The organism is Pseudomonas fluorescens, assembly GCF_018614655.1.
Classification (GTDB): Bacteria; Pseudomonadota; Gammaproteobacteria; order Pseudomonadales; family Pseudomonadaceae; genus Aquipseudomonas; species Aquipseudomonas fluorescens_BX.
Genome location: NZ_JAGGOG010000018.1, coordinates 165,739 through 188,053 on the forward strand (window position 1 = coordinate 165,739; position 22,315 = coordinate 188,053).

General features: G+C 58.4%; 21 protein-coding genes. 6 read left to right on the top strand and 15 right to left on the bottom strand.

Annotated features, from left to right (window positions below; all coding sequences use genetic code 11):
- Nucleotide 1 precedes the first annotated feature (1 nt).
- Both J7E41_RS18825 and J7E41_RS18830 read right to left on the bottom strand, forming a co-directional pair.
- The gene (locus tag J7E41_RS18825; protein ID WP_214995079.1) at nucleotides 2-946 is read right to left on the bottom strand and encodes a YihY/virulence factor BrkB family protein; all 945 of its coding nucleotides are present in this window, start codon (nucleotides 944-946) and stop codon (nucleotides 2-4) included.
- A 181-nt stretch (nucleotides 947-1,127) separates the two neighbouring features.
- Nucleotides 1,128-1,313 carry a CsbD family protein gene (locus J7E41_RS18830; protein ID WP_155581446.1) on the bottom strand — a complete coding sequence of 62 codons (186 nt, stop codon included), beginning with the start codon at nucleotides 1,311-1,313 and terminating at the stop codon, nucleotides 1,128-1,130.
- Nucleotides 1,314-1,512: 199 nt separating this feature from the next.
- Here J7E41_RS18830 and J7E41_RS18835 point away from each other — a divergent pair, with 199 nt between their 5' ends.
- The gene (locus tag J7E41_RS18835) at nucleotides 1,513-1,890 is read left to right on the top strand and encodes a hypothetical protein (protein WP_214995080.1); all 378 of its coding nucleotides are present in this window, start codon (nucleotides 1,513-1,515) and stop codon (nucleotides 1,888-1,890) included.
- A gap of 243 nt (nucleotides 1,891-2,133) precedes the next feature.
- Here the strand turns inward: J7E41_RS18835 and fadD1 are convergent, their stop codons facing one another.
- Both fadD1 and fadD2 read right to left on the bottom strand, forming a co-directional pair.
- Nucleotides 2,134-3,825 carry a long-chain-fatty-acid--CoA ligase FadD1 gene (fadD1, locus tag J7E41_RS18840; protein ID WP_214995081.1) on the bottom strand — a complete coding sequence of 564 codons (1,692 nt, stop codon included), beginning with the start codon at nucleotides 3,823-3,825 and terminating at the stop codon, nucleotides 2,134-2,136.
- A 428-nt stretch (nucleotides 3,826-4,253) separates the two neighbouring features.
- The gene (fadD2, locus tag J7E41_RS18845) at nucleotides 4,254-5,942 is read right to left on the bottom strand and encodes a long-chain-fatty-acid--CoA ligase FadD2 (RefSeq protein ID WP_214995083.1); all 1,689 of its coding nucleotides are present in this window, start codon (nucleotides 5,940-5,942) and stop codon (nucleotides 4,254-4,256) included.
- A 209-nt stretch (nucleotides 5,943-6,151) separates the two neighbouring features.
- On the opposite strand from fadD2, the gene J7E41_RS18850 reads away from it, so the two are divergent.
- Together J7E41_RS18850 and J7E41_RS18855 are read left to right on the top strand one after the other, a co-directional pair.
- Nucleotides 6,152-7,096 (top strand): alpha/beta hydrolase, encoded by a 945-nt coding sequence (locus tag J7E41_RS18850; protein ID WP_214995085.1) that lies wholly within the window; start codon nucleotides 6,152-6,154, stop codon nucleotides 7,094-7,096.
- A 68-nt stretch (nucleotides 7,097-7,164) separates the two neighbouring features.
- Nucleotides 7,165-7,635, top strand: a complete 471-nt coding sequence (locus J7E41_RS18855) for a MaoC family dehydratase (protein ID WP_214995087.1) — start codon at nucleotides 7,165-7,167, stop codon at nucleotides 7,633-7,635.
- A gap of 56 nt (nucleotides 7,636-7,691) precedes the next feature.
- Here the strand turns inward: J7E41_RS18855 and J7E41_RS18860 are convergent, their stop codons facing one another.
- Complete coding sequence (locus J7E41_RS18860; protein ID WP_214995089.1) at nucleotides 7,692-8,159, bottom strand: ferritin-like domain-containing protein; 468 nt, start codon at nucleotides 8,157-8,159, stop codon at nucleotides 7,692-7,694.
- A gap of 206 nt (nucleotides 8,160-8,365) precedes the next feature.
- On the opposite strand from J7E41_RS18860, the gene J7E41_RS18865 reads away from it, so the two are divergent.
- Both J7E41_RS18865 and J7E41_RS18870 read left to right on the top strand, forming a co-directional pair.
- A complete protein-coding gene (locus tag J7E41_RS18865) occupies nucleotides 8,366-8,602 on the top strand; it encodes a DUF3820 family protein (RefSeq protein WP_003213031.1) in 237 nt (78 codons plus the stop codon).
- Nucleotides 8,603-8,612: 10 nt separating this feature from the next.
- The gene (locus J7E41_RS18870; RefSeq protein WP_214995091.1) at nucleotides 8,613-9,791 is read left to right on the top strand and encodes an aminotransferase class V-fold PLP-dependent enzyme; all 1,179 of its coding nucleotides are present in this window, start codon (nucleotides 8,613-8,615) and stop codon (nucleotides 9,789-9,791) included.
- Between the two features lie 240 nt (nucleotides 9,792-10,031).
- Here the strand turns inward: J7E41_RS18870 and J7E41_RS18875 are convergent, their stop codons facing one another.
- From J7E41_RS18875 to zwf, 3 genes are read right to left on the bottom strand one after another with little or no spacing between them, the layout of a single operon-like run.
- Nucleotides 10,032-10,697 carry a bifunctional 4-hydroxy-2-oxoglutarate aldolase/2-dehydro-3-deoxy-phosphogluconate aldolase gene (locus J7E41_RS18875; RefSeq protein ID WP_214995094.1) on the bottom strand — a complete coding sequence of 222 codons (666 nt, stop codon included), beginning with the start codon at nucleotides 10,695-10,697 and terminating at the stop codon, nucleotides 10,032-10,034.
- A gap of 17 nt (nucleotides 10,698-10,714) precedes the next feature.
- On the bottom strand, nucleotides 10,715-11,428 hold the full coding sequence (gene pgl / locus J7E41_RS18880; protein WP_214995095.1) for a 6-phosphogluconolactonase: 714 nt from the start codon (nucleotides 11,426-11,428) through the stop codon (nucleotides 10,715-10,717).
- Nucleotides 11,415-12,881 carry a glucose-6-phosphate dehydrogenase gene (gene zwf, locus J7E41_RS18885; RefSeq protein ID WP_169355957.1) on the bottom strand — a complete coding sequence of 489 codons (1,467 nt, stop codon included), beginning with the start codon at nucleotides 12,879-12,881 and terminating at the stop codon, nucleotides 11,415-11,417. The genes pgl and zwf overlap by 14 nt, the downstream gene beginning before the upstream one ends.
- Nucleotides 12,882-13,099: 218 nt before the next feature.
- Between zwf and J7E41_RS18890 the strand changes: the two genes are divergently transcribed.
- On the top strand, nucleotides 13,100-13,960 hold the full coding sequence (locus J7E41_RS18890; RefSeq protein WP_178123141.1) for a MurR/RpiR family transcriptional regulator: 861 nt from the start codon (nucleotides 13,100-13,102) through the stop codon (nucleotides 13,958-13,960).
- Nucleotides 13,961-14,143: 183 nt separating this feature from the next.
- Here J7E41_RS18890 and J7E41_RS18895 read toward each other — a convergent pair whose 3' ends face one another.
- The 7 genes from J7E41_RS18895 to J7E41_RS18925 form a co-directional block, all read right to left on the bottom strand.
- Nucleotides 14,144-14,989: a D-hexose-6-phosphate mutarotase gene (locus J7E41_RS18895; RefSeq protein WP_214995097.1), complete on the bottom strand. Its 846-nt coding sequence runs from the start codon at nucleotides 14,987-14,989 to the stop codon at nucleotides 14,144-14,146.
- 100 nt (nucleotides 14,990-15,089) lie between these two features.
- Entirely contained in the window at nucleotides 15,090-16,439 is a 1,350-nt protein-coding gene (locus tag J7E41_RS18900; RefSeq protein WP_214995099.1) for a carbohydrate porin, read from the bottom strand.
- Between the two features lie 202 nt (nucleotides 16,440-16,641).
- Nucleotides 16,642-17,802: an ABC transporter ATP-binding protein gene (locus J7E41_RS18905; protein ID WP_214995101.1), complete on the bottom strand. Its 1,161-nt coding sequence runs from the start codon at nucleotides 17,800-17,802 to the stop codon at nucleotides 16,642-16,644.
- A gap of 2 nt (nucleotides 17,803-17,804) precedes the next feature.
- Nucleotides 17,805-18,650, bottom strand: coding sequence for a carbohydrate ABC transporter permease (locus J7E41_RS18910; RefSeq protein ID WP_214995103.1), 846 nt, complete (start codon nucleotides 18,648-18,650; stop codon nucleotides 17,805-17,807).
- Complete coding sequence (locus tag J7E41_RS18915; RefSeq protein WP_214995105.1) at nucleotides 18,643-19,551, bottom strand: carbohydrate ABC transporter permease; 909 nt, start codon at nucleotides 19,549-19,551, stop codon at nucleotides 18,643-18,645. The genes J7E41_RS18910 and J7E41_RS18915 overlap by 8 nt, the downstream gene beginning before the upstream one ends.
- A 72-nt stretch (nucleotides 19,552-19,623) precedes the next feature.
- On the bottom strand, nucleotides 19,624-20,910 hold the full coding sequence (locus J7E41_RS18920) for an ABC transporter substrate-binding protein (protein ID WP_214995107.1): 1,287 nt from the start codon (nucleotides 20,908-20,910) through the stop codon (nucleotides 19,624-19,626).
- A gap of 104 nt (nucleotides 20,911-21,014) precedes the next feature.
- On the bottom strand, nucleotides 21,015-22,274 hold the full coding sequence (locus J7E41_RS18925; RefSeq protein ID WP_214995109.1) for a D-mannose isomerase: 1,260 nt from the start codon (nucleotides 22,272-22,274) through the stop codon (nucleotides 21,015-21,017).
- Between the last annotated feature and the right edge of the window lie 41 nt (nucleotides 22,275-22,315).

The following is a 22,315-nucleotide window of genomic DNA, read 5'->3' on the forward strand; positions in this document are numbered from 1 at the left end:
ATCAGACTTCGTCAGTAGTGGGCTTGAGCGAGTGGTCCCGGCCGAGGCCCGAGACATGCTGTTTATCATCGTGTTCGCCGAAGTCCTTCTCACCAGGGTTCTTGCCTTCGGCCGACATGTGTTCAATCACTGCATTCATCTCCGCCCCCAGTAACAGCACGGCCGCGGAAATGTAGAAGTACAGCAACAGGACGATGATCGCACCGATACTGCCATACATGGCGTTGTAGTTACCAAAGGCTTTGACGTAGAAGCCAAAGCCCAGGGAGGCGAGAATCCAGACCACCACCGCCAGCACCGAGCCCGGGGAGATAAAGCGAAACTTCTGCTTCACGTCGGGCATCACGTAGTACATCAAGGCCACGGCAAACATCAGCAAGATAACGATCACCGGCCAGCGCAGGATGGTCCACAGGGTGACCACATATTCCTCCATGCCAATCTGGCCCGCCAGCCACTCCATCACCTGTGGCCCGAGGACCATCAGCGCAGCGGCCATCAGCAGCATGCCGGCAACACCGATGGTGTAGAAGACCGACAGCGGAAAACGCTTCCAGATCGGCCGGCCTTCGACCACATCATAGGCGGCGTTCATCGCACTCATCATCAGGCGTACGCCCGCTGAGGCGGTCCACAGCGCAACGACGATACCCACGGACAGCAAGCCGCCCTTGGATTGCTGCAATTGGTCGATCACCGGGTTGACCTGTTCCAGGGCCTGGGGTGGCAACACGAGCGCCGACTGGTCACGCAGGAAGGTGAAAAACTCCGGCAAATGCAGGAAGCCGATCAGGGCAATCAGGAACAACAGGAAGGGAAACAGCGAGAACAGCATCTGGTAGGCCAGTGCCGAGGCGTAAGTGGGCATCTCGTCATCGATGAACTCGGTGACCGTGCGTACCAGCACTTTGTGCAGGGGTAAGCCTTTCAATACCGGAAAAATCATAGCGTCTCCTTTCGCCGCAAAAGGTTGAGTTGGTGGGCGACTCAGGGGCCGTTTTCTACATCAAGGTAGCCTATTTGGCGACCTTGAAACAATTTCGAAACTTTAATCACTGCACATCACACAAAAACGGCCATCCGTGGATGGCCGTTGGACTGCTCATTCGCGAGCAATCGGATCAGAATTATTTGACCGCTTTCTTTACCGCATCCTTGGCGTCGCCGACGGCTTTTTGTACTTCACCTTTCTTTTCCTGAATCACACCTTCAGCACGCAGCTTATCGTTGCCGGTGACTTTACCAACTCCTTGCTTGATGTTGCCGATGGCCTCGTTCGCTAAACCTTTTGCCTTATCCGATGTGCTACTCATGGTATTTCTCCCGGGAACAATCAAGGGTTATGGTCATTACGTACAGGTTGACCCTGGGCTGCCTGGCAGAGTTTCAATTATTTTTGACCAACCATTTCATCGCCGCCGACAGGTTGGGCTTTATGTTTTGCGGCCAACCCACGAGAATGCCCGGCACATTCAGGCTAAAACGCTGAATACCTGATCCCGTAGGAACGTTATGACACTCAATAAAACCCAAGCCATCGCCCGCAGAAACCAAGAACTGGGCGGTGCCGTGCTCGGCGTCAACAACTGCCACTTCACCGACCTGGACCGCAAGCGCAACATCTGGTGGTTCGACTTGCCGGTGACCCGTATTGGCGTGGGCCAGTACGAGTGGATTCACTTGTTGATGCACAACGCAGATACCGACCAGTTGCTGCATCTGAAAGTGCCGACGGCGTTCATGCGCGAGAAGCTTGAAGGCCTGGTGGTGCGCAACGCCGGCAAGCGCAAGCCGGAGATCACCCTGGAGCTGAGCGCCGACAAGGATTCGTTCTTGAAAGATGTGCGCCCGGCGGGTGCGGGTGTGAGCTTCGCGCAGTTTGCGCTATAGGAACACCGCAGAAATAATCTGGGGCTTACCTGCGATAGCCATGGGTATCTACGCCTCTTTTGAATCTCCCAACCTGTAGCCGCTGCCGAAGAATGAGGACCGCCCTCAGGGTCTGCTTCGTCGGAGTGCCGCACCAAGCCCATCGCAGCCTCATTCTTCGGCAGCGGCTACAACTGCTATCGCAGGAAAATCAGCCTCCAACAAAAAGCCCCGCAAATGCGGGGCTTTTTGTTGGAGGCCAGGTTACTTCTTCAAGCCCAGCTTCTTCAGTTCTTCATCCCGCAACTCACGGCGCAGGATCTTGCCAACATTGGTGGTCGGCAGTGCATCGCGGAACTCCACGGCCTTCGGCACCTTGTAACCGGTGACGTTAGCGCGCATGTGCTCCATCACCTGCTCCTTGGTCAGCGTGGCGCCCGGCTTGACCACGATGAAGATCTTGATGTGCTCCCCGGACTTTTCGTCTGGCACACCAATGGCCGCGCATTGCAGCACGCCCGGCAGGGTTGCCAGCACATCTTCCAGCTCATTGGGATAAACGTTGAAGCCGGAGACCAGAATCATGTCCTTCTTGCGATCGACGATGCGCATGTAGCCGTCCGGCTGGATGATCGCAATGTCACCGGTCTTCAACCAGCCTTCGCTGTCGAGGATCTCGGCGGTAGCGTCTTCACGCTGCCAGTAGCCTTTCATCACTTGCGGGCCCTTGACGCACAGCTCGCCGATTTCGCCCAGGGCCAGCTCGACGCCGTCGTCGGAGATGACTTTGCACAGGGTCGATGGCACCGGAATACCGATGGTGCCGATCTGGATGTGCTGGATCGGGTTGACGGTGGCCACCGGGCTGGTTTCGGTCATGCCGTAACCTTCACAAATGGAACAACCAGTGACCGCTTTCCAACGCTCGGCCGCCGCCAGTTGCAGCGCCATGCCACCGGACAGGGTGACTTTCAACGCCGAGAAATCCAGCTTGCGGAAGCCTTCGTTGTTGCACAGGGCCACAAACAGGGTATTGAGGCCGACAAAGCCGCTGAACTTCCACTTCGACAGTTCCTTGACCATCGCCGGCAGGTCGCGCGGGTTGCTGATCAGGATGTTGTGGTTGCCGATCAGCATCATCGCCATGCAATGAAAGGTGAAGGCGTAGATGTGGTACAGCGGCAACGGGGTGATCAGGATCTCGCAACCTTCATTGAGGTTGGAGCCCATCAGCGCCTTGCATTGCAGCATGTTGGCCACCAGGTTGCGGTGGGTCAGCATTGCGCCCTTGGCCACGCCGGTGGTGCCACCGGTGTATTGCAGCACGGCCACGTCATCGCTGGTGGGGCTGGCTTCGTTGACCGGCAGGCCATGCCCCTTGGCCAGGACATCGTTGAACTTGAGCGCCTTGGGCAAGTGATAGGCCGGGACCATTTTCTTCACGTACTTGATGACGCTGTTGATCAGCAGCCGCTTGAGCGGTGGCAACAGGTCGGCCACTTCGGTGACGATCACATGCTTGACGGAAGTCTTGGGAACGACTTTTTCGGCCAGGTGGGCCATGTTGGCCAGGCACACCAGGGCCTTGGCGCCGGAGTCGTTGAACTGGTGTTCCATTTCCCGCGCGGTGTACAGCGGGTTGGTGTTGACCACGATCAGGCCGGCACGGATGGCACCGAACACGGCCACCGGGTATTGCAGGACGTTGGGCAGTTGCACGGCGATTCGATCACCGGGCTGCAAATCGGTATGCTGTTGCAGGTACGCAGCAAATGCACCGGACAGCTCGTACAGCTCACCGTAGGTGATGGTCTTGCCCAGGTTGCTGAAAGCCGGTTTGTCGGCGAAGCGTTGGCAGGACTGTTTCAGTACCGCCTGAATATTCGGATACTCGTCTGGATTGATGTCTGCAGCAATCCCGGCAGGGTACTTATCCTTCCAAAAGTCTTCGATCATGGAAGCCCACTCCTCAGCGACGCGAATTCATTCATCGCATTTGATGCGATTATTATTTGTTTGTGTTTTTTAGGGTGAGTCTGGCTGTTTCAAGCAGGCCGAGATGTCACAAAGCGCGCCGAGAGTAGCAGCTTTGCCAAAGGCCGCCTAGAGCCAAAAGCGGCCTCTACAGTCATAAACATGACTCAAGAATATCCAGCAGTCACATTTAGAGCAAAAATTCTATACGCTGTGAAAAGGCTCTAAATCAGGGGTGTACACACCAAATGTGGGAGCGGCGGCGCGACGATTCGGCTTGCTCGCGAATGCGGTTGTAGCCGCTGCCGAGGTACGAGGCTGCGATGCGTGTCCGCAGGACCGCCCTTAGGGCCCGCTGCGCAGTCCATCACAGCCTCGTACCTCGGCAGCGGCTACAACCGCATTTCAAATCAAGCGATGTCGCGAAGTTCGCGCCGCAAGATTTTCCCTACCGGCGTCATCGGCAGCGAATCCCTCAGCACTATGTGCTTGGGCACCTTGTAACCCGTGAAGTTGACCTTGCAGTAGGTCTTCAGCTCCTCAAGGCTGACGCCCTGGGCACGGGCGACCACAAACAGCTTCACGGCTTCTCCGGTGCGTTCGTCCGGCACGCCGATCACCGCGCAACTGGCGACACTCGGGTGCGCCATGACCACATCTTCGATTTCGTTGGGGTAAACGTTAAAGCCCGAGACGATGATCAGGTCCTTCTTGCGATCCACGATACGTACAAAGCCATCCGGGTCGATCACAGCAATGTCGCCCGTCTTGAGCCAACCTTCGGCATCCAGCGCCTCAGCAGTGGCGGCCGGCTGCTGCCAATAGCCCTTCATCACTTGCGGACCTTTCACACACAGCTCGCCTCGTTCGCCCAGGGGCAATTCCGCGCCCTCATCATCGATGACTTTCATCGCCGTGCCCGGCACCGGGATACCCACGGTTCCCAACCGCGATTTGTTGCCATAGGGATTGGTACTGGCCACCGGCGAGGTTTCGGTCAGGCCATAGCCCTCGCCGATTGCGCAGCCGGTGATTTGCTGCCAACGCTCGGCAGTGGCCTTCACCAGCGCGGTACCGCCAGAGTTGGTGAGCTTGAGGTGGGAAAAGTCGAGACTCTTGAAGTCCGGATGGTCCATCAGCGCCACAAACAGCGTGTTGAGCCCCAGCAGCCCGGTAAAGCGCCACTTTTTCAGCTCCTTGATAAAACCGCCAATGTCCCTGGGGTTAGTGATCAGCACGTTGTGATTGCCGGACACCATCATGCACATGCAATTCGCGGTGAAAGCATAGATGTGATAAAGCGGCAGCGGCGCAACCATCACCTCCTGCCCTTCCTTGATCAGCGGGTGACCGTCGTCGCCCAGCTGCGACATGCAGGCGCGCACTTGCTGCATGTTGGCGACCAGGTTGCCATGGGTGAGCATCGCGCCCTTGGCCAGGCCGGTGGTGCCGCCGGTGTATTGCAGCACGGCAATGTCGTCCAGAGTGACCGGGTGGTGGGTAATGCCCTGGCCCGCGCCCAGACGCAAGGCACGCTTGAAGGAAACGGCCCGGGGCAAGCTGTAGGCCGGGACCATTTTCTTCACCTTATCGACCACGGTATTGATCAACCAGCCCTTGGCGGCGGGCATCAGGTCGCCCATCTTCGCCTCGATCAGGTACTCGATCTCGGTGTCGGTCGTCACTTCCTGTACACGCGAACCAAACAGATTGAGGTAGACCAGCGCACGAACGCCGGCATCCTTGAACTGATGGCGCATCTCACGCGGGGTGTACAAAGGGTTGGTGTTGACCACGATCAGCCCGGCCCGCAAGGCACCGAACACGGCAATCGGGTACTGCAGGACGTTGGGCATCTGCACCGCAATGCGGTCGCCCGGCTTGAGGTCGGTGTGCTGTTGAAGGTAACCGGCGAACGCAGCACTCTGGCGCTCAAGCTCGGCGTAGGTCAGTGTGATCCCCATGTTGCTGAACGCCGGACGATCGGCAAAGGTCTTGCAGGAACGCTCGAAGACTTCGACTACCGACTTGTAGACAGTCAGGTCGATGTCGGTAGGAACGCCCGCCGGGCGTTTGTCATTCCAGAAATCAGGTTGCATTATTCTTGTCCTCTTACCTGAGTGTGTCCGGCCGCTTTCTACTGCTATGACAAGCGGAGCTTTGGGGACGTTAGCAGCTATGGCCAAACAGGCAAATACACAAAAACGTGTCATTGATTGTATGAATCTTGTCCCTGAGGCCTGGGCTGATCTGACGACCCTCGGCAGATGAGCTATACACAGCAACGACCCTGAGCAAAGGAAGCGCCATGAATCACACCACTTTCTGGCTGACCGCGAATGACCGCAGTCGCCTGTACGTCAACCAATGGCTGCCGGACGAACCGCCCAAGGCGTTAATCATGCTCGCCCACGGTATGGCCGAGCACAGTGGTCGCTACGCCCGCCTGGCCGAAGCGATGTGTGGCGCCGGCTACGGCTTGTATGCCCCCGACCTGCGTGGCCACGGCCGGACAGCCGACGAAGGCACCCTGGGGCTGTTCGCCGAGCGTGACGGCTGGAACAAAGTAGTCGGTGACCTGGCCAGCCTCAACCAGCACATCGGCCAGCAGCAGCCTGGGCTGCCGATCATTCTGCTGGGCCACAGCATGGGCAGTTATATCGCCCAGGCTTACCTGCTGCACCACAGCGCCAGCCTCAATGGGGCCATTCTCAGCGGCTCGAATTTCCAACCGGTGGCGCTGTACCGCGCCGCCAAGGTGATCGCCCACATCGAACGCTTGCGCCAGGGTCGCAGGGGCCGCAGCGCGCTGATCGATTTTCTGTCATTTGGCTCATTCAACAAGGCGTTCAAGCCCAATCGCACTGCGTTCGACTGGCTCAGCCGCGACCCGGACGAGGTCGACAAGTATGTCAACGACCCTCTGTGTGGTTTTCGCTGCACCAACCAGCTATGGATCGACCTGTTGGGCGGCTTGCAGCAAATCAGCAAAGCGTCCAATCTCGCTCAGATCGATCCGGGCCTGCCGATCCTGGTGATGGGGGGTGAATGTGATCCGGTCAGTGAAGGCAAGCGTCTCAAAAGTCTGGCCCATGCCCTGCGTGATGGAGGTTGCCAGAACCTGCAACTGAATATTTACCCGCAGGCACGCCATGAATTGTTCAACGAAACCAACCGCGACGCGGTCACAGCCGATGTGCTGGCGTGGCTGGCGCAGGCCGTCAACCTGCGCCGCCCTGCACGTTGCGAATGAACGTCTAAATATTTTCGTTTAAAATCAACGAATTAAGATTACTGATTAGCCACAGGATGCACCATTAGATGACCCAGGTTACCAACACACCGTACGAAGCCCTCGAAGTCGGCCAGACCGCCAGCTACAGCAAAACCGTTGAAGAGCGCGATATCCAGCTGTTCGCAGCGATGTCCGGCGACCACAATCCGGTGCACCTGGATGCCGAATTCGCCAAGGCAACCATGTTCAAGGAGCGCATTGCCCACGGCATGTTCAGCGGCGCCCTGATCAGCGCGGCAGTGGCGTGTGAGTTGCCTGGGCCGGGCACTATCTATATCGGCCAGCAAATGAGCTTTCAGAAACCGGTAAAAATCGGCGACACCCTGACCGTGCGTCTGGAAATTCTCGAGAAGCTGCCAAAATTCCGCGTACGGATCGCCACTCGGGTGTTCAACCAGCACGATGAGTTGGTGGTGGACGGCGAGGCGCAAATCCTGGCGCCACGCAAACAACAGGTCGTGACGTTGACCGAGTTGCCGGCCATCAGCATCGGCTAAACCTGCGCCCATGAAAAAGCCCCGCACCTGCGGGGCTTTTTCTATTCAGCGACGACTCAAGACTGAGCGCGAGCCTGGTTACGCAGGGCTTTCACCTGATCATGATTGCGCTGCACGCCATGATACTGACGCTCCACCAGATCACGAATGCCCAGCAGGTTGTGCTTGTTGATCTTCTCGATCGCTTCTTTATAAGCCTTCAGCGCATGGTCTTCACCGCGTTCGGCTTCGTTCAACACAGCCTCTTCATCCTTGCCGGTCACCATCGACTTCACGTCGACCCAGCCACGGTGTAATGCGCCCGCGACGCTACCGGAGTTTTCCGGATCTCCGCCCAAGGCCTTGACCGCGGTCTGCAATTCAGCAGCGGCAGTGGCGCAATCAACGGCGCGTTTGGCAAACAGCGCTTTAAGCTCTGGATGCTTGATATCTTCGGCGCAGGTCTTGAAGCCTTCCTGGCCGTCCTTGCTGGTCTCGATCAGGTCATTGAGTACGGAAATCGACTCTTTATTGATATCAGTCATTTTTCAATTCCTTCGCGGGTTATGGAACTTACCCTTACTAATTGCAGTGCTCGTGCCAGGTCTTTGAAAACACCTTAATCGTTAATTATCAATAAGTTAAAACAACACTAAAAATCTGTATCCGCTTTTTTTGCATGATCTGTCATTTGGCCTGCATGCAGAATGCCTGTATTTTCCAAGCCATCGACTCAAACGCCAGAAGCCCAATGAACCCTGAAAAACTTGAACTGCTGATCACCCGTGAAATGCCCTTCGGCAAGTACAAGGGACGGATCATCGCCGACCTGCCGGGTCCCTATCTGAATTGGTTCGCCCGTGAAGGTTTTCCTCACGGTGAACTGGGCGGTCTCCTGGCGCTGATGCAAGAGATCGACCACAACGGCCTCTCCGAATTGCTGGAACCACTGCGCGCCAAACACGGCAAGCCCGCCCCCCGCCACTAAGAGCCTGAGCATGCAACGGAACGCACAAGACGAAACTCACTGGCAAACCATCGCCCAGCGCTATGACCTGGAACCCGGCCCTATCAACCTGGAAAACGGGTACTTCGGGCGCATGAGCCGTGCAGTACTTGAGCAGTACCAGGACAATATTGCCTTCATCAATCGCAGCAATTCGATCTATGCGCGCCAGCGGTACGAGCAGGGCGAAAACGTCGCGGTCCGTAACCAGCTGGCGCATTTGCTGGACGCCGACCCCGAAGCTATCGCCCTCACCCGCTGCGCCTCCGACGCGCTGCAATCGCTGATCCGCAATTACAACCGCTTGCAGGCGGGCGATCAGGTGCTGATCAGCGACCTGGAATACGACACCGTGAAAGGCGCCATGCGCTGGCTGGCGCGCCACCGTGGGGTAGAGGTGATCGAAATTTCCCACCAACACCCGGCCAGTTTCGACAGCCTGGTGCAAACCTATCGCGACGCCTTCGTGAGTTACCCTCGCCTCAAATTACTGGCCCTGACCTACGTCACCCATCGTACCGGCCTGGTGATGCCGGTGGAGGCCATCGCGAGCGCCGCTCGGGAACACGGGATCGATGTGATCCTCGATGGCGCGCACGCCCTGGGCCAGATCGAATTCAACCTGGCCCAACTGGGTATCGCCTTTGCGGGTTTCAACCTGCACAAGTGGATCGGTGCACCGTTGACACTGGGCTTTATCTATATCGACCCGCAGCGGTTGGCGGATATTGATCCGGACATGGGCGAGTTCCACTACCCGGCCACCGATGTACGCGCTCGTACGCCCTATAGCACGCCGAATATCCCGGCACTGATGACCTTGCCGCTGGTGTTCGAGGAGCATCGCGCGTTGGGCGGCGCCAAGGCCAAAGGCGCCCGGCTCAACTACCTGCGGGATTTGTGGGTGCGTGAGGTGCGGCAGTTGCCGGGGGTTGAAGTGCTGACGCCGGATGATCCACGCCTGTATTGCGCGATTACGTCGTTCAAGTTCACCGGGCAGGTGGATCAGCAAGTGATGGTGGATCGCTTGCTCAAGGAGTACGACCTGTTTACCACGACCCGCAGCGGCGCCTCGTTTGGCAGTTGTATTCGGGTGACGCCCGGGTTTGTGACTTCAGCGGCGGACATCCGTGTTCTGATCAAAGCCATTACCGAGTTGGCCACGAACTAACTCCCTGCCCCACCTCCACTCCCATAGCAGCTGCAGAGCCTTGGCGAGGCGGCGTTGACAGCAACGCCGTATCAAACAGGCGCGAGACCAAGTCAAGCCCTACGCAGCCTCGCCAAGGCTCGACAGCTGCTACGAACATCACCCTCTTGGTTTTTTCAGCAGGCAAAAAAAAGCGGTACACCGACCAAGTGCACCGCAAAAATGCCGTTAAGCACAGCAACAACGATTCGGTAAATCCAATCAGTCCAGCAGCGCCAGCGCCTGTGCGGTGACTTCCTGGATGCGCGCCCAGTCGCCGTTCTTGATCCACTCCGGATCAAGCATCCAGCTACCGCCCACGCACATCACGTTTTTCAACGCCATGTAGCTCTTGATATTGGCCGGGCCAACGCCGCCAGTCGGGCAGAATTTCACTTCGCCGAACGGGCCGCCCAGGGCCTTGATCGCGGCGACGCCACCACTGACTTCCGCCGGGAACAGCTTGAAGCGGCGATAACCCAGGCCATAGCCTTCCATGATGCCCGACGCATTGCTGATACCTGGCAGCAGTGGGATGGGGCTGTGCACCGAGGCTTCCAGCAGGTCACGGGTAATGCCTGGGGTGACGATAAATTGCGAGCCTGCGACTTCTGCCGCTTCGAGCATGGTGCGATCCAGCACAGTGCCAGCGCCAGTGCACAACTCCGGACGCTGCTCACGCAACACCTGGATGGCCTTGAGGCCGAACTGCGAGCGCAGGGTCACTTCCAGTGCAGTCAAGCCACCGGCCGCCAGGGCATCGGCCAGTGGCAGAATGTCCTGTTCACGGGCAATGGTGATCACGGGCAGGATCCGCGCCTTAGCGCAGAGACTGTCGATCAAGGCAACTTTGTCCGCCATGGAAACGGTAGGTTGAGGGCTTTTCATCGCGGCTGATCCTTGGCTCATGGGCACCAGTAAATCTCTAAAGTAGGTTGCAAAAACGCCCGAACCGGCATGGCAGCAACATCGTCACTGGCCAGTGCTTCGCTCAGGGTGGTGAGTTTCGAACTGCCGGAAATCGACAATACGGTGTAATTGGCCGTGCCCAGCAGCGCACGACTCATGGTCAGACGCTGATGAGGCACGGTCGGTGCCAGCATCGGCCAGCATCGGCGGCTGCCGTCCGGCTTCAAGGCCTCCAGCAGATTCGGGCTGTTGGGGAACAGCGATGCGGTATGACCGTCATCCCCCATGCCCAGCACCAGCACATCAATCGCCGGCAACTCTGCCAACTGACGGTCGGCCAGTTCGGCGGCGTCTTCAAGATTGGCGGCAACGTGGTACAGGCTCAAAAACTTCGCCTTGGCCGCCGGGCCTTGCAGCAGGTATTTCTTCAGAAGGCCGGCGTTGCTGTCGGCGTGTTCCACCGGTACCCAGCGCTCGTCGGCCAGGGTGATGGTCACCCTGGACCAGTCCAGGCCTTGTTTGGCCAGGTTCTGGAAAAACGCCACCGGACTGCGACCGCCGGACACCACCAGCACCGCTTCGCCACGGGCACTGATGGCCGCGCGCAGTTGTTCAGCCACGTCATTGGCCAAGCCTTCGGCCAGCAGCACCGGGTTACGGTACTCATGAGCGCTGACACCCTGAGGCAGTTTCAATTCAGATATCGCCATACCAAGACCTCCCATCCCGCGTGATCAGTGCAATGGAGCTCATCGGCCCCCAGGAACCCGCCGCATACGGCTTGGGCGCATCACCGGACTTTTTCCACCCGGCGATCAACTGGTCACACCACTTCCACGCGGCTTCGATTTCATCTTTACGGACAAACAGGTTCTGATTGCCGCGCATCACTTCCAGCAACAACCGCTCGTAGGCATCGGGAATTCGTGCACTGCGATAGGTGTCGGAAAAATTCAGTTGCAGTGGCCCGCTGCGCAGTTGCATGCCCTTGTCCAGGCCTTGCTCCTTGGTCATCACGCGCAAGGAAATACCTTCGTCCGGCTGCAGGCGGATGATCAGCTTGTTGCTGATCTGCAAGCGCTGCTCGGGGGCGAAGATGTAGTGGGAAGGTTCCTTGAAGTGAATGACAATCTGCGACAGCTTGTCCGGCATACGCTTGCCGGTACGTAGGTAAAACGGCACGCCGGCCCAGCGCCAGTTGCGGATATCCGCGCGTAAGGCAACGAAGGTTTCGGTGTCGCTCTGGGTGTTGGAATTCTCTTCTTCCAGGTAACCCGGCACCGGTTTGCCGGCGCTGTAACCGGCGATGTATTGGCCGCGCACCACTTGGGTGGTCAGGCCTTCCGGGCTGATGGGCGCCAGGGCCTTGAGCACCTTGACCTTCTCGTCGCGGATGCTGTCGGCGGACAAATCGGCCGGCGGGTCCATCGCGATCAGGCAAAGCAGTTGCAGCAGGTGATTCTGGATCATGTCCCGCAACTGGCCGGCCTTGTCGAAGTAACCCCAGCGGCCTTCGATACCGACCTTCTCGGCCACGGTGATTTCCACGTGGGAGATGTAGTTCTGGTTCCACTGGGTTTCGAACAGACTGTTGGCAAATCGCAGGGCGATCAGGTTCTGGACGGTCTCTTTGCCCAGGTAATGGTCGATACGGTAGGTGCGGTTTTCCGGGAAAAACTGCGCCACGGCATCGTTGACCTTGCGCGAAGACTCCAGGTCCGAACCGATGGGCTTTTCCAGGACGACCCGGGTGTTTTCCGCCAGGCCGACCTTGGACAGGTTCTCGCAGATCGCGCCGTACACCGCCGCAGGCGTGGCGAAGTAGGCGATCAGACGCTGCTCGGTACCGGCCTTCTCGGCCAGGGCGACGTAGTCGTCAGCCTTCATGAAGTCGACGTGCAGGTAGCTCAGGCGCGCCAGGAAGCGTTGGGCAACAGCTTCATCCAGCTCCTTGCCAACGTATTTGCGTAATTCTTGATCAATGTGGGCCAGGTGCTGTTGCTCGGAGCCGGCTTCCCGGGCCAGGGCCAGGATGCGGGTGTCGTCGTGCAAGAGCCCGGCGCCATCGAGTTGATAGAGGGCAGGAAATAACTTGCGCAGCGCCAGATCACCCAAGGCGCCAAACAGGGCAAAGGTGCAGGGTTCTACGGTTATCGAAGGCATGATGTTTGTTCTTTTATCAAGTTAAGCTACAAATACCTTTTTTCAAGGCATCACTCAAGGAAAAATGTAGTAATAACCACAACATTTTCCCGAAATACGCATTGCGAGTGGTGGTGTTGAACTACCCTCAGTAGGATAGGCCACCGCAAAGGGCCACTCGTCGATTGGTTGACGACCCTTATTTGCATCGTCGCCCTAAGGAAACATGAATGGACCGCGTGCGAAATCTTCTGGAACAGATCCAGAAACGCCTCGAAGAACTGAACAAGGCCGAGCGAAAAGTCGCCGAGGTCATCCTGCTCAACCCGCAGCAGGCGACCCGCTTCTCTATCGCCGCCCTCGCCCAAGCCGCATCGGTCAGCGAACCGACGGTCAACCGCTTCTGCCGCTCGTTCGGCGTCAGTGGTTACCCTGAACTCAAATTGCAGCTGGCGCAAAGCCTGGCCAGCGGCGCAGCGTACGTCAGTCGTGCGGTGGAGGCCGATGATAACCCCGAGGCCTACACCCAGAAGATCTTTGGCAGTGCCATCGCGTCACTGGACGCCGCCTGCCAGGCGCTGGACCCGAACCTGATCAGCAAAGCCGTGGATTTGCTGATCCAGGCCCGGCAGATTCACTTTTTCGGCCTCGGTGCTTCAGCGCCAGTGGCCATGGATGCCCTGCACAAGTTTTTCCGCTTCAACCTGGCGGTGACGGCCCATGCTGATGTGCTGATGCAACGAATGATCGCGTCGGTGGCCCACACGGGCGAGCTGTTCGTGATTATTTCCTACACCGGGCGTACCCGCGAACTGGTGGAAGTGGCGCGTATCGCCCGGGAAAACGGTGCTTCGGTATTGGGCGTGACTGCCGAGAACTCGCCACTGGCCAAGGCCAGTACGGTGAGCCTGAACATTCCATTGCCGGAAGACACCGACATCTACATGCCGATGACTTCGCGGATCATTCAGCTGACAGTGCTGGATGTGCTGGCAACGGGCATGACCTTGCGTCGCGGGGTGGACTTCCAGCCGCATTTGCGCAAGATCAAAGAAAGCTTGAATGACAGCCGATATCCGGTGGGGGATGAGTTTAACTAAGGCAGCCCAAAAGCCTGGGTGAGTCGGACTCTGTGGCGAGCGGGCTTGCCCGCGTTGGGCTGCGCAGCAGCCCCATTAAAGCCGCCGCGTTTCTTCAGTTAGAACAAGGAGGATGGCTCTGGGGCCGCTTCGCAGCCCAACGCGGGCAAGCCCGCTCGCCACAAAAAGCCACCTCGGTCTGGATCAAACCCCAGCCCTGGCCTGCAAACTCAAATGCGCCCGCTCCCCCGGCGCCAGGCTCGCGCCCGCCATCGCCGACTCAACGCAGACAAATCCCGACGCCTCGTTAAAGCTTACGCCCAGCAGCGGCCGGCTGCCCGGGTGCCACACCACCGTGTCGGCGCTGTCGCCGGTATCGATGCACAGCTCGCGCTGCCAGGCGTGGTCCTTGAGCTGCAATTCACCGTCATGCTGGAACACCCGCTGGCAACCGCCATCCACGCGCAGCTCACCTTCCTGCTGGCAAACCTGGCGATTGAGCTGGTCATAACCTTGCGCCCCGTCGAGTCCAGACAGCGCTACCTCATCAACATGACCAATACGCCAGTAAGCGTGCAAGGCATGACTCAACTGGCACGGCAACTCGTCTTGATGCTCGGTGCTCAGGCGCAGTTCCAGGGTTTCGCCCAAGTGTGCATGCAAGTCCACTTGCCAATCACACAGCTGCAATCGCCAGTGCAGGCGTACGCCATCGTCCTCGGTGCTGCTGTCGAGCAGTTTCCAGTCGATCAGGCGCGCCCAACCGTGGGATGGCCAGGCGTTTTCACTGGGATGGCGGCCATACCACGGCCAGCACACCGGCACGCCACCACGAATGGCGCCGACTTGCGGCCACTTGGCGGCACACCACAGCCAGGGTCTCTGGCCCGTGGGCTGAAAGTGCAGCAATTGCGCGCCCTGGCGACTGAACACCGCCTGGCACAGGGGGTGGTCAATCACCAACACGTCGCGCATCTGAAAGCGCTCCCAGGCGAACACCGGACGCTCGCGCAGAGATTTGAAAAAGCGTTGCAGCGGATGCTCATGCATGTGCCACGGTCCTGATTATCACAGTGCAACCCAAAAAAAAGCGGATAGCCATGGCTACCCGCAAAATGCGCACAGAGAGAAGGAGCTTATCGCAACAGCGTTAGAACACCGACTGAATTTTCAGACCGGCAACCAAGGCGTTGTCGACTTTATCCACGCCACCTGGGTGGGTGATGTATTGCAGGTTAGGACGCACGGTCAGCCAGTTGGTGACGTGGAAGCCATAGTTGAGTTCGTAGTTGTACTCAGTGCTTCGCAGCGGCATGTAACCGGCCTGATCGTAGTCGGTGAAGCCGCCGGACGCGTTGATCAACTCAGCATTTTTCTTCACATCATCGTTGACATGGATACGGGCAAAACCGATACCGATGTCATCCTTTGGACGTGCGTCGAATGGACCTTTGTACACAAACATCAGCGACTGGTAGTTGTCGATGAAGTTGGTGTCCTTGTCGTGGAAGGTCGCGTTCGCCGCAACGTTCAGACCGCGGGAGGCGTCGCCGTTGTGGGTAGTGAGTTGCTGTTGCACCACGCCCCAGTAGCCGCTCTTGCTGTTGCGTACGCGGTAAGGGTTACCGGTGGCACCCGCATCCTGGCCGTTCACGTCTTCACGGACGTCATTGGCGTCGGCCGTGCTCTTGTAGTAACCCACACGGTATTCGCCCGGCAGGCCGTTGACCTTCGGCGACCAGACCAATTCGACTGGCAAGACGGTGCCTTTGGTACCACTGCCGCTGAGTTTGAAGCCGTTACCGTGTTCAGTCTGCGATGGGTTCTGATTGTACGCACCGATCTGGGCATACAACTCAGGCGTGATGTTGTACTTCACGCGCAACGCCGCCTGCATGACCGGCCAGTTGTACCAGATGTTGGTTGCCCAGTTACCCACTTGGGAGCCACAGAACGCCAGGTTCTGGAATTCACATGGGAAGGTGTTGAAGTCTTCGCCTTCACCGAAGTAACCGGCCTTCACGTCCAGTTTGCCGTCGAGGAACTGATGCTGGATCCACAACTGGGTCAGACGCACCATGTGGCCACGACCATAGACTTCCTGCGAGGAACTCAAGGTGCCGGCACGCGGATCACCAACGCGGTCATTGGAGATATTTTGACCGTTACGGTTTGTGAGCTGGATCTTGGCCTGGGTGTTATCCCAGCCCCACAGCTTTTGCAGGTCCAGCGCCACCCCTAGACCGAACTGGTCAGAGTAACGACCGGTCTTGTCATCGTTGTAACCGCCGTGGGCGTTGTAGCCCATTTCCCCTACGTAGTCAGCCTTGATATCGATACCTTGCTCGATCAGCTTGGTACGCTCGCCGCCCCAATCGCCGGTCATCCACTTGGAATCGGCGCTGAACGCATCGGCCGCCATCGCATTGGCGGACAATACAAAGGCTGCTGCTGCTGACAGTTGGCAGAGCAGCCGGGTGTTGTTGTGTTGCTTTTTCATCCGTACATCCTCGTCTTTATTGTTATTAAACTGTTTTTATCTAACGCGGGTTACATTTTTTAATTAAAACAACAAGTTAAGCTTTAATTGCATGTCCGTAGGAGCGAGCTTGCTCGCGAAAAACTCAAGCTCACCGCGTTCACCCAGGATGCCCGCGTCATCGTTGACAACCTTCGCGAGCAAGCTCGCTCCTACAGAGGCATCAACGGCCCTTGAACTGCGCCACGTTGTCAGCATGCCCCTGTGCCGGCAGCGAAACAGCGGTACCCAGTCGCTCACCAGTCTTGGCGTCGAACAGCAACACCTTGGCCGGATCGAATTGCAGGGTCAGGGTCTCGCCGACCTGCGGTGCCACGTCCGGCGCCAAACGGCAGCAGACCTTGGTGTCATTGAGCTGCACGAACACCAGGGTGTCCGGACCGGTCGGTTCGGTCACTTGCACTTCGGCACGAATGCTCGACGATCCATTACCCTCGCACGCCGCCAGCACGATCTGCTCCGGGCGCAGGCCGAGAATCACATCGCGATCTTCCAGACCGGCGTCGTTCATGTTCAGCGCCAATTCGCAACGGGCCTGGCCGCTGTCCAGCAGCGCCACCAGTCGACCATCCTTGCGTTGCAGGCGCAGAGGGATGAAGTTCATCGGTGGTGAACCGATAAAGCTTGCCACAAACAGGTTGGCCGGGTCGTTGTAGATTTGTTTCGGCGTACCGAACTGCTGGATGATGCCGTCCTTCATCACCGCCACTTTGTCGCCCAGGGTCATCGCTTCGATCTGATCGTGGGTGACGTAAACGGTGGTGGTTTTCAGGCGCTGGTGCATCAGTTTCATTTCGGTCCGCATCTCAACCCGCAGCTTGGCGTCGAGGTTGGACAGTGGCTCGTCGAACAGGTAAATCTTCGGCCGACGGGCCAATGCACGGCCCATGGCCACACGCTGTTGCTGGCCGCCTGACAGCTGGCCCGGCTTGCGATTGAGCAAGTGCTCGATCTGCAGCAGCTTGGCCACCCGCGCCACCTCTTCGTCGATGGCAGCCTGCGGCATCTTGCGGATTTTCAGGCCGAATTCGATGTTCTCGCGCACGCTCATGGTCGGGTACAGCGCGTAGGACTGGAACACCATGGCGATGTCGCGATCCTTGGGGCTCATGCCGCTGACGTCCTGGTCGCCAATCATGATCGCGCCGCCGGTGATGTTCTCAAGGCCGGCGATGCAGTTCATCAACGTCGACTTGCCGCAACCCGAAGGCCCGACAAGAATCAGAAACTCACCTTCCTTGATCGACAGTTCGATGTTCTTCAAGGTGTCCGGCAAGCCGGCGCCATAGGTCTTGTTTACATTGCGAAGTTCTAGCGTTGCCATGATTACCCCTTGACTGCGCCGGCCGTCAGCCCGCGCACGAAATACTTGCCTGCGATCACATAGACCAGCAGGGTCGGCAGCCCGGCGATCATCGCCGCCGCCATATCCACGTTGTATTCCTTGACCCCGGTGCTGGTGTTGACCAGGTTGTTCAGCGCCACCGTGATGGGCTGCGAATCACCGCTGGAGAACACCACGCCGAACAGGAAGTCGTTCCAGATCTGCGTGAACTGCCAGATCAGGCAGACCATGATGATCGGAGTCGACATCGGCAAGATGATCAGGCGGAAGATCGTAAAGAATCCCGCACCATCCAGCCGTGCCGCCTTCACTAATGCATCAGGAATGCTCACGTAGTAATTACGGAAGAACAGTGTAGTAAACGCCAGGCCGTAAACGATGTGCACGAACACCAGGCCGGTGGTGGTGCTGGCCAGGCCCATCTTGCCGAGAGTGAACGAGGCTGGCAGCAGCACGGTCTGGAACGGCAGGAAGCAGCCGAACAACAACAGGCCGAAGAACAACTGCGAACCGCGAAAACGCCACATCGACAGCACATAGCCGTTCAACGCGCCGATGGCGGTAGAGATCAACACCGCCGGGACGGTGATCTTGATCGAGTTCCAGAAATAACCATCGACCGTGGCCCAGGCCTTGACCCAGCCAATGCCGGTGACCACGGCGGGCCAGCTCAGCAGGTTGCCGGTGCTGATGTCTTCCGGCGTCTTGAAGCTGGTCAATAGCATGACCACCAGCGGTACCAGATAAAGCAGCACGGCGAGAATCAGCACCGCGTAGATCGCGATGCGGCTCAGGCTGATGGAAGGTTTGCCGGCGAGACTAGTCATTACGTTTGGTCCTTAGCTCGGAGTACAGGTAAGGCACGATGATTGCGAGAATCGCACCGAGCATCAGAATTGCACTGGCCGAGCCCATGCCCATCTGGCCGCGACTGAAGGTGAAGGAGTACATGAACATGGCAGGCAGATCGGACGAGTAGCCCGGGCCGCCGGCCGTCATCGCCGCCACCAGGTCAAAACTCTTGATCGCGATGTGCGCCAGAATCATCACCGCGCTGAAGAACACCGGGCGCAGGCTGGGCAGCACCACTTTCCAGTAGATCTTGGGCATGCTCGCGCCATCGATCTGGGCGGCACGAATGATCGATTGATCAACCCCACGCAAACCGGCCAGGAACATCGCCATGATAAAGCCCGAGGCTTGCCACACGGCAGCGATCACCAGGCAGTACACCACACGATCAGGGTCGATCAGCCAGTCCAGGCGGAAGCCTTCCCAGCCCCAGTCACGCAGCAGTTTGTCCAGGCCCATGCCCGGGTTGAGCAGCCATTTCCAGGCGGTACCGGTGACGATCATCGAGAGCGCCATCGGGTACAGGTAGATGGTGCGGATGAAGCCTTCGCGGCGGATTTTCTGGTCGAGGAAAATCGCCAGTGTCACGCCGATCACCAGGGTGATGCCGATGAACATGCCACCGAACACCGCCAGGTTCTTGCTCGCCACCCACCAGCGGTCGTTGTCGAACAAGCGTGCGTATTGCGCCAGGCCTACAAATTTGTAGGACGGCAGGAAAGTCGAGTTAGTGAACGACAGGACAAACGTCCACAGGATGTAGCCATAAAAGCCCACCAGGACGACGAACATGCTGGGCGCCAGCACCAGTTTGGGTAGCCAGCGCTGCAGTGCATCGAACGGCGAGGCTTTGCTGAACACAGCAACAGAACTCATGGGAAAATCCAGTACCAGGGAAGATTACAAGGGCATGTAATGAGGGAGCGGGAAAGCCCGCTCCCACAAGGCTTACTTGGCCGACTTGACCGCACTGTAGAGTTGCTTGGCGGTAGTGGCTGGATCGGCTTTCGGGTTGTTGATGTAGTTGGTCACTACGTCAAAGAACGCACCCTGTACGGCCAGCGTGGTCGCCATGTTGTGCGCCATGCTCGGCTGCAGGCCACCGGTCTGGGCATCTGCCAGGAAGTCCTTGGCTGCGGTCTGGGCGCAGGAGTCAAAACCGTATTTGCCCATGTCTTTCAGCATGTCGACCCGAACCGGGATCGAGCCCTTGTTGATGCTGAAGACTTTCTGGAAGTTCTCACCCAGCACGACCTTGGCAATGTCCTGCTGACCGGCAGCAGTGCCTTTGTCTTTCTGCTTGAACACCGCCAAAGAGTCGATGTTATAGGTGAAGGCTTTGTCGGTACCCGGGAAGGCTACGCACTCGTAATCCTTGCCAGCGACTTTCTTGGCCGCCGTCCACTCGCTCTTGGCCCAGTCACCCATGATCTGCATGCCGGCCTTGCCGTTGATGACTTTGGCGGCTTCCAGGTTCCAGTCCTGGCCTTTGCCGTCGGCGTCCATGTAGGTCGCGACTTTCTTCAGCTCGGTCAGCGACTTGATCATTTCAGGGCCGGTCAGGGCTTTTTCATCCAGATCGACCAGGGCTTTCTTGTAGCCATCGGCCCCCATCACGGAAAGGACCACGGCTTCGAACACGGTGCTGTCCTGCCAAGGCTGGCCACCGTGGGCGAGCGCAATGAAGCCCGCTTTCTTGAGCTTGTCGCCGGCTGCGTAAAATTCTTCGAGGGTGGTCGGTGCTTTTTCGATACCGGCTTTCTTGAAGACTTCAGGGTTGATCCACAGCCAGTTGACGCGGTGAATGTTCACCGGCACGGCCACGTAGTTACCTTCGTACTTCACGGTATCGGAGACTTTCTTGTCGAGCAGAGAGTCCCACTTTTCTTCTTTGGCAACGTCCTTCAGGACGTCGGTGTCGAGCAGCCCGGTGGACGCCCATTCCTGGATGTCCGGGCCTTTGATCTGGGCAACACCTGGCGGGTTGCCAGCAACGGCGCGGCTTTTCAACACGGTCATGGCCGTGGAACCACCGCCGCCTGCGACGGCACCGTCTTTCCAGATGAAACCGTCTTTTTCAACTTGGGCCTTCAGGACATCTACTGCCGCCTTCTCACCACCCGAGGTCCACCAATGCACAACTTCAACCGTCCCTTTCGAGTCGGCGGCAAAAGCACTGAGGGGAAACAACGAGGCAATGGAAATAGCAACGGCGAGGCGATTAATCGCGTTCATCTGAGTACCTTTTTTGTTGTTATGCATGCAAGTCTAGAGCTTGCGCTGCATAGGATTTTAAACAGGGATATTTAAGGTGCACGTAACAAAGGGACGCACAAATGTCACCAAGTGGTGACATTAAGTCCCGCGCCCAAGGCGCTGGCCATACTGGGGGCCAAGGGTAGACCAGGCAGCAGCACGGCTTGCCAGGCATGGTACAGATCCGGTTTGCCACCCCAGATTTTGCTGCTGGGCTGGTTGTGCGGGCTCAGTTCGTGGTGCCAGCTGCCATGGATACGGTCGATAAAATGGGTCTCGCAAAACTCCCAGAAACGCCGGTACCAGGTTTCGTAATGCAACTCGCCCGTGCGTTTGAGCAGGGCCTGCGCCGCAGCACTGGCTTCGGCGTGAGTCCAGTGCAAACGCTCGCGGACCACCGGGCGCTGGGCCCAGTCGAGGGTGTAGACAATGCCGGGAGCGCCATCCACCGCCCAGCCATACTCGCAGGCACTGGCGAACAGGCCCTTGGCGTCAGTCAACAGCCACTCGGGCGTCACCAACCCGGCTTGCTGGCGCGCCGCTTCAAGGTGCAGCACCAACCGCGCCCATTCGAAACCATGGCCTGGGGTAATGCCGTAAGGGCGAAAGCCATCGGCCGGATTGTCTTCGTTGTAGCCGCGCACGGGTTGCCAGTGCCGATCAAAGTGTTCGATCACCATGAATTGGTTGTCGGCGGCGTGACGGTGGATCACGCGCTCAACGATGCGCAACGCACGATCCAGCCAACGCGTGTCGCCAGTGACATCGGCCAAGGCAAGGAAGGCTTCAGTGGCGTGCATGTTGCTGTTGGCGCCGCGATAGGCTTCTACCCCCGTCCAGTCCTGCGCGAAGGATTCGAGCATCGCGCCCTCCTCCTCGCTCCAGAAATACTGGTCGATGATGTGGATGGCGTCATTCAGCAGGGTTTGTGCGCCGGGTGCACCAGCCACCACTGCCGAACTGGCAGCCAGAGCGACAAAGGCATGCAGGTAGGCGGCCTTGCCGGTATTCCCGTCGCAAGCCTGCGGGGTAGCGAACCAGCCACCGTGATGGGCATCGCGCAACGGGCCGCTGAGGGCGATTACCCCGTGCTCCACCCGGTCGGCGTAGCCCGGCAGGCCCTGGGCGTGGGCCATGGCGAAACTGTGGGTCATACGGGCGGTGTTCATGGTTTCGGCGATGGCATTGGCCGGCAGGTGGCCCTGGTCATCCAGGTTGCCAAAGCCTTCAGGCAGCTTCGAGGCCTTGGCGAACGACAGCAGGCGCTGACCTTCAGTGGCCAGCCAGGTGTGATGGGCAGGTGCGTTCAGCCAACTGCTGGAAGGCAGCGGTTGCGTGGTCATAGTGGGCCCTGTTTGTTTTTATGGGATGACCGGAGTCTAAA

Coding starts and splice junctions, on each gene's coding strand:
- J7E41_RS18825 (WP_214995079.1), bottom strand. CDS start 946: ATGATTTTTCCGGTATTGAAAGGCTTACCCCTGCACAAAGTGCTGGTA.
- J7E41_RS18830 (WP_155581446.1), bottom strand. CDS start 1,313: ATGAGTAGCACATCGGATAAGGCAAAAGGTTTAGCGAACGAGGCCATC.
- J7E41_RS18835 (WP_214995080.1), top strand. CDS start 1,513: ATGACACTCAATAAAACCCAAGCCATCGCCCGCAGAAACCAAGAACTG.
- fadD1 (WP_214995081.1), bottom strand. CDS start 3,825: ATGATCGAAGACTTTTGGAAGGATAAGTACCCTGCCGGGATTGCTGCA.
- fadD2 (WP_214995083.1), bottom strand. CDS start 5,942: ATGCAACCTGATTTCTGGAATGACAAACGCCCGGCGGGCGTTCCTACC.
- J7E41_RS18850 (WP_214995085.1), top strand. CDS start 6,152: ATGAATCACACCACTTTCTGGCTGACCGCGAATGACCGCAGTCGCCTG.
- J7E41_RS18855 (WP_214995087.1), top strand. CDS start 7,165: ATGACCCAGGTTACCAACACACCGTACGAAGCCCTCGAAGTCGGCCAG.
- J7E41_RS18860 (WP_214995089.1), bottom strand. CDS start 8,159: ATGACTGATATCAATAAAGAGTCGATTTCCGTACTCAATGACCTGATC.
- J7E41_RS18865 (WP_003213031.1), top strand. CDS start 8,366: ATGAACCCTGAAAAACTTGAACTGCTGATCACCCGTGAAATGCCCTTC.
- J7E41_RS18870 (WP_214995091.1), top strand. CDS start 8,613: ATGCAACGGAACGCACAAGACGAAACTCACTGGCAAACCATCGCCCAG.
- J7E41_RS18875 (WP_214995094.1), bottom strand. CDS start 10,697: ATGAAAAGCCCTCAACCTACCGTTTCCATGGCGGACAAAGTTGCCTTG.
- pgl (WP_214995095.1), bottom strand. CDS start 11,428: ATGGCGATATCTGAATTGAAACTGCCTCAGGGTGTCAGCGCTCATGAG.
- zwf (WP_169355957.1), bottom strand. CDS start 12,881: ATGCCTTCGATAACCGTAGAACCCTGCACCTTTGCCCTGTTTGGCGCC.
- J7E41_RS18895 (WP_214995097.1), bottom strand. CDS start 14,989: ATGCATGAGCATCCGCTGCAACGCTTTTTCAAATCTCTGCGCGAGCGT.
- J7E41_RS18900 (WP_214995099.1), bottom strand. CDS start 16,439: ATGAAAAAGCAACACAACAACACCCGGCTGCTCTGCCAACTGTCAGCA.
- J7E41_RS18905 (WP_214995101.1), bottom strand. CDS start 17,802: ATGGCAACGCTAGAACTTCGCAATGTAAACAAGACCTATGGCGCCGGC.
- J7E41_RS18910 (WP_214995103.1), bottom strand. CDS start 18,650: ATGACTAGTCTCGCCGGCAAACCTTCCATCAGCCTGAGCCGCATCGCG.
- J7E41_RS18915 (WP_214995105.1), bottom strand. CDS start 19,551: ATGAGTTCTGTTGCTGTGTTCAGCAAAGCCTCGCCGTTCGATGCACTG.
- J7E41_RS18920 (WP_214995107.1), bottom strand. CDS start 20,910: ATGAACGCGATTAATCGCCTCGCCGTTGCTATTTCCATTGCCTCGTTG.
- J7E41_RS18925 (WP_214995109.1), bottom strand. CDS start 22,274: ATGACCACGCAACCGCTGCCTTCCAGCAGTTGGCTGAACGCACCTGCC.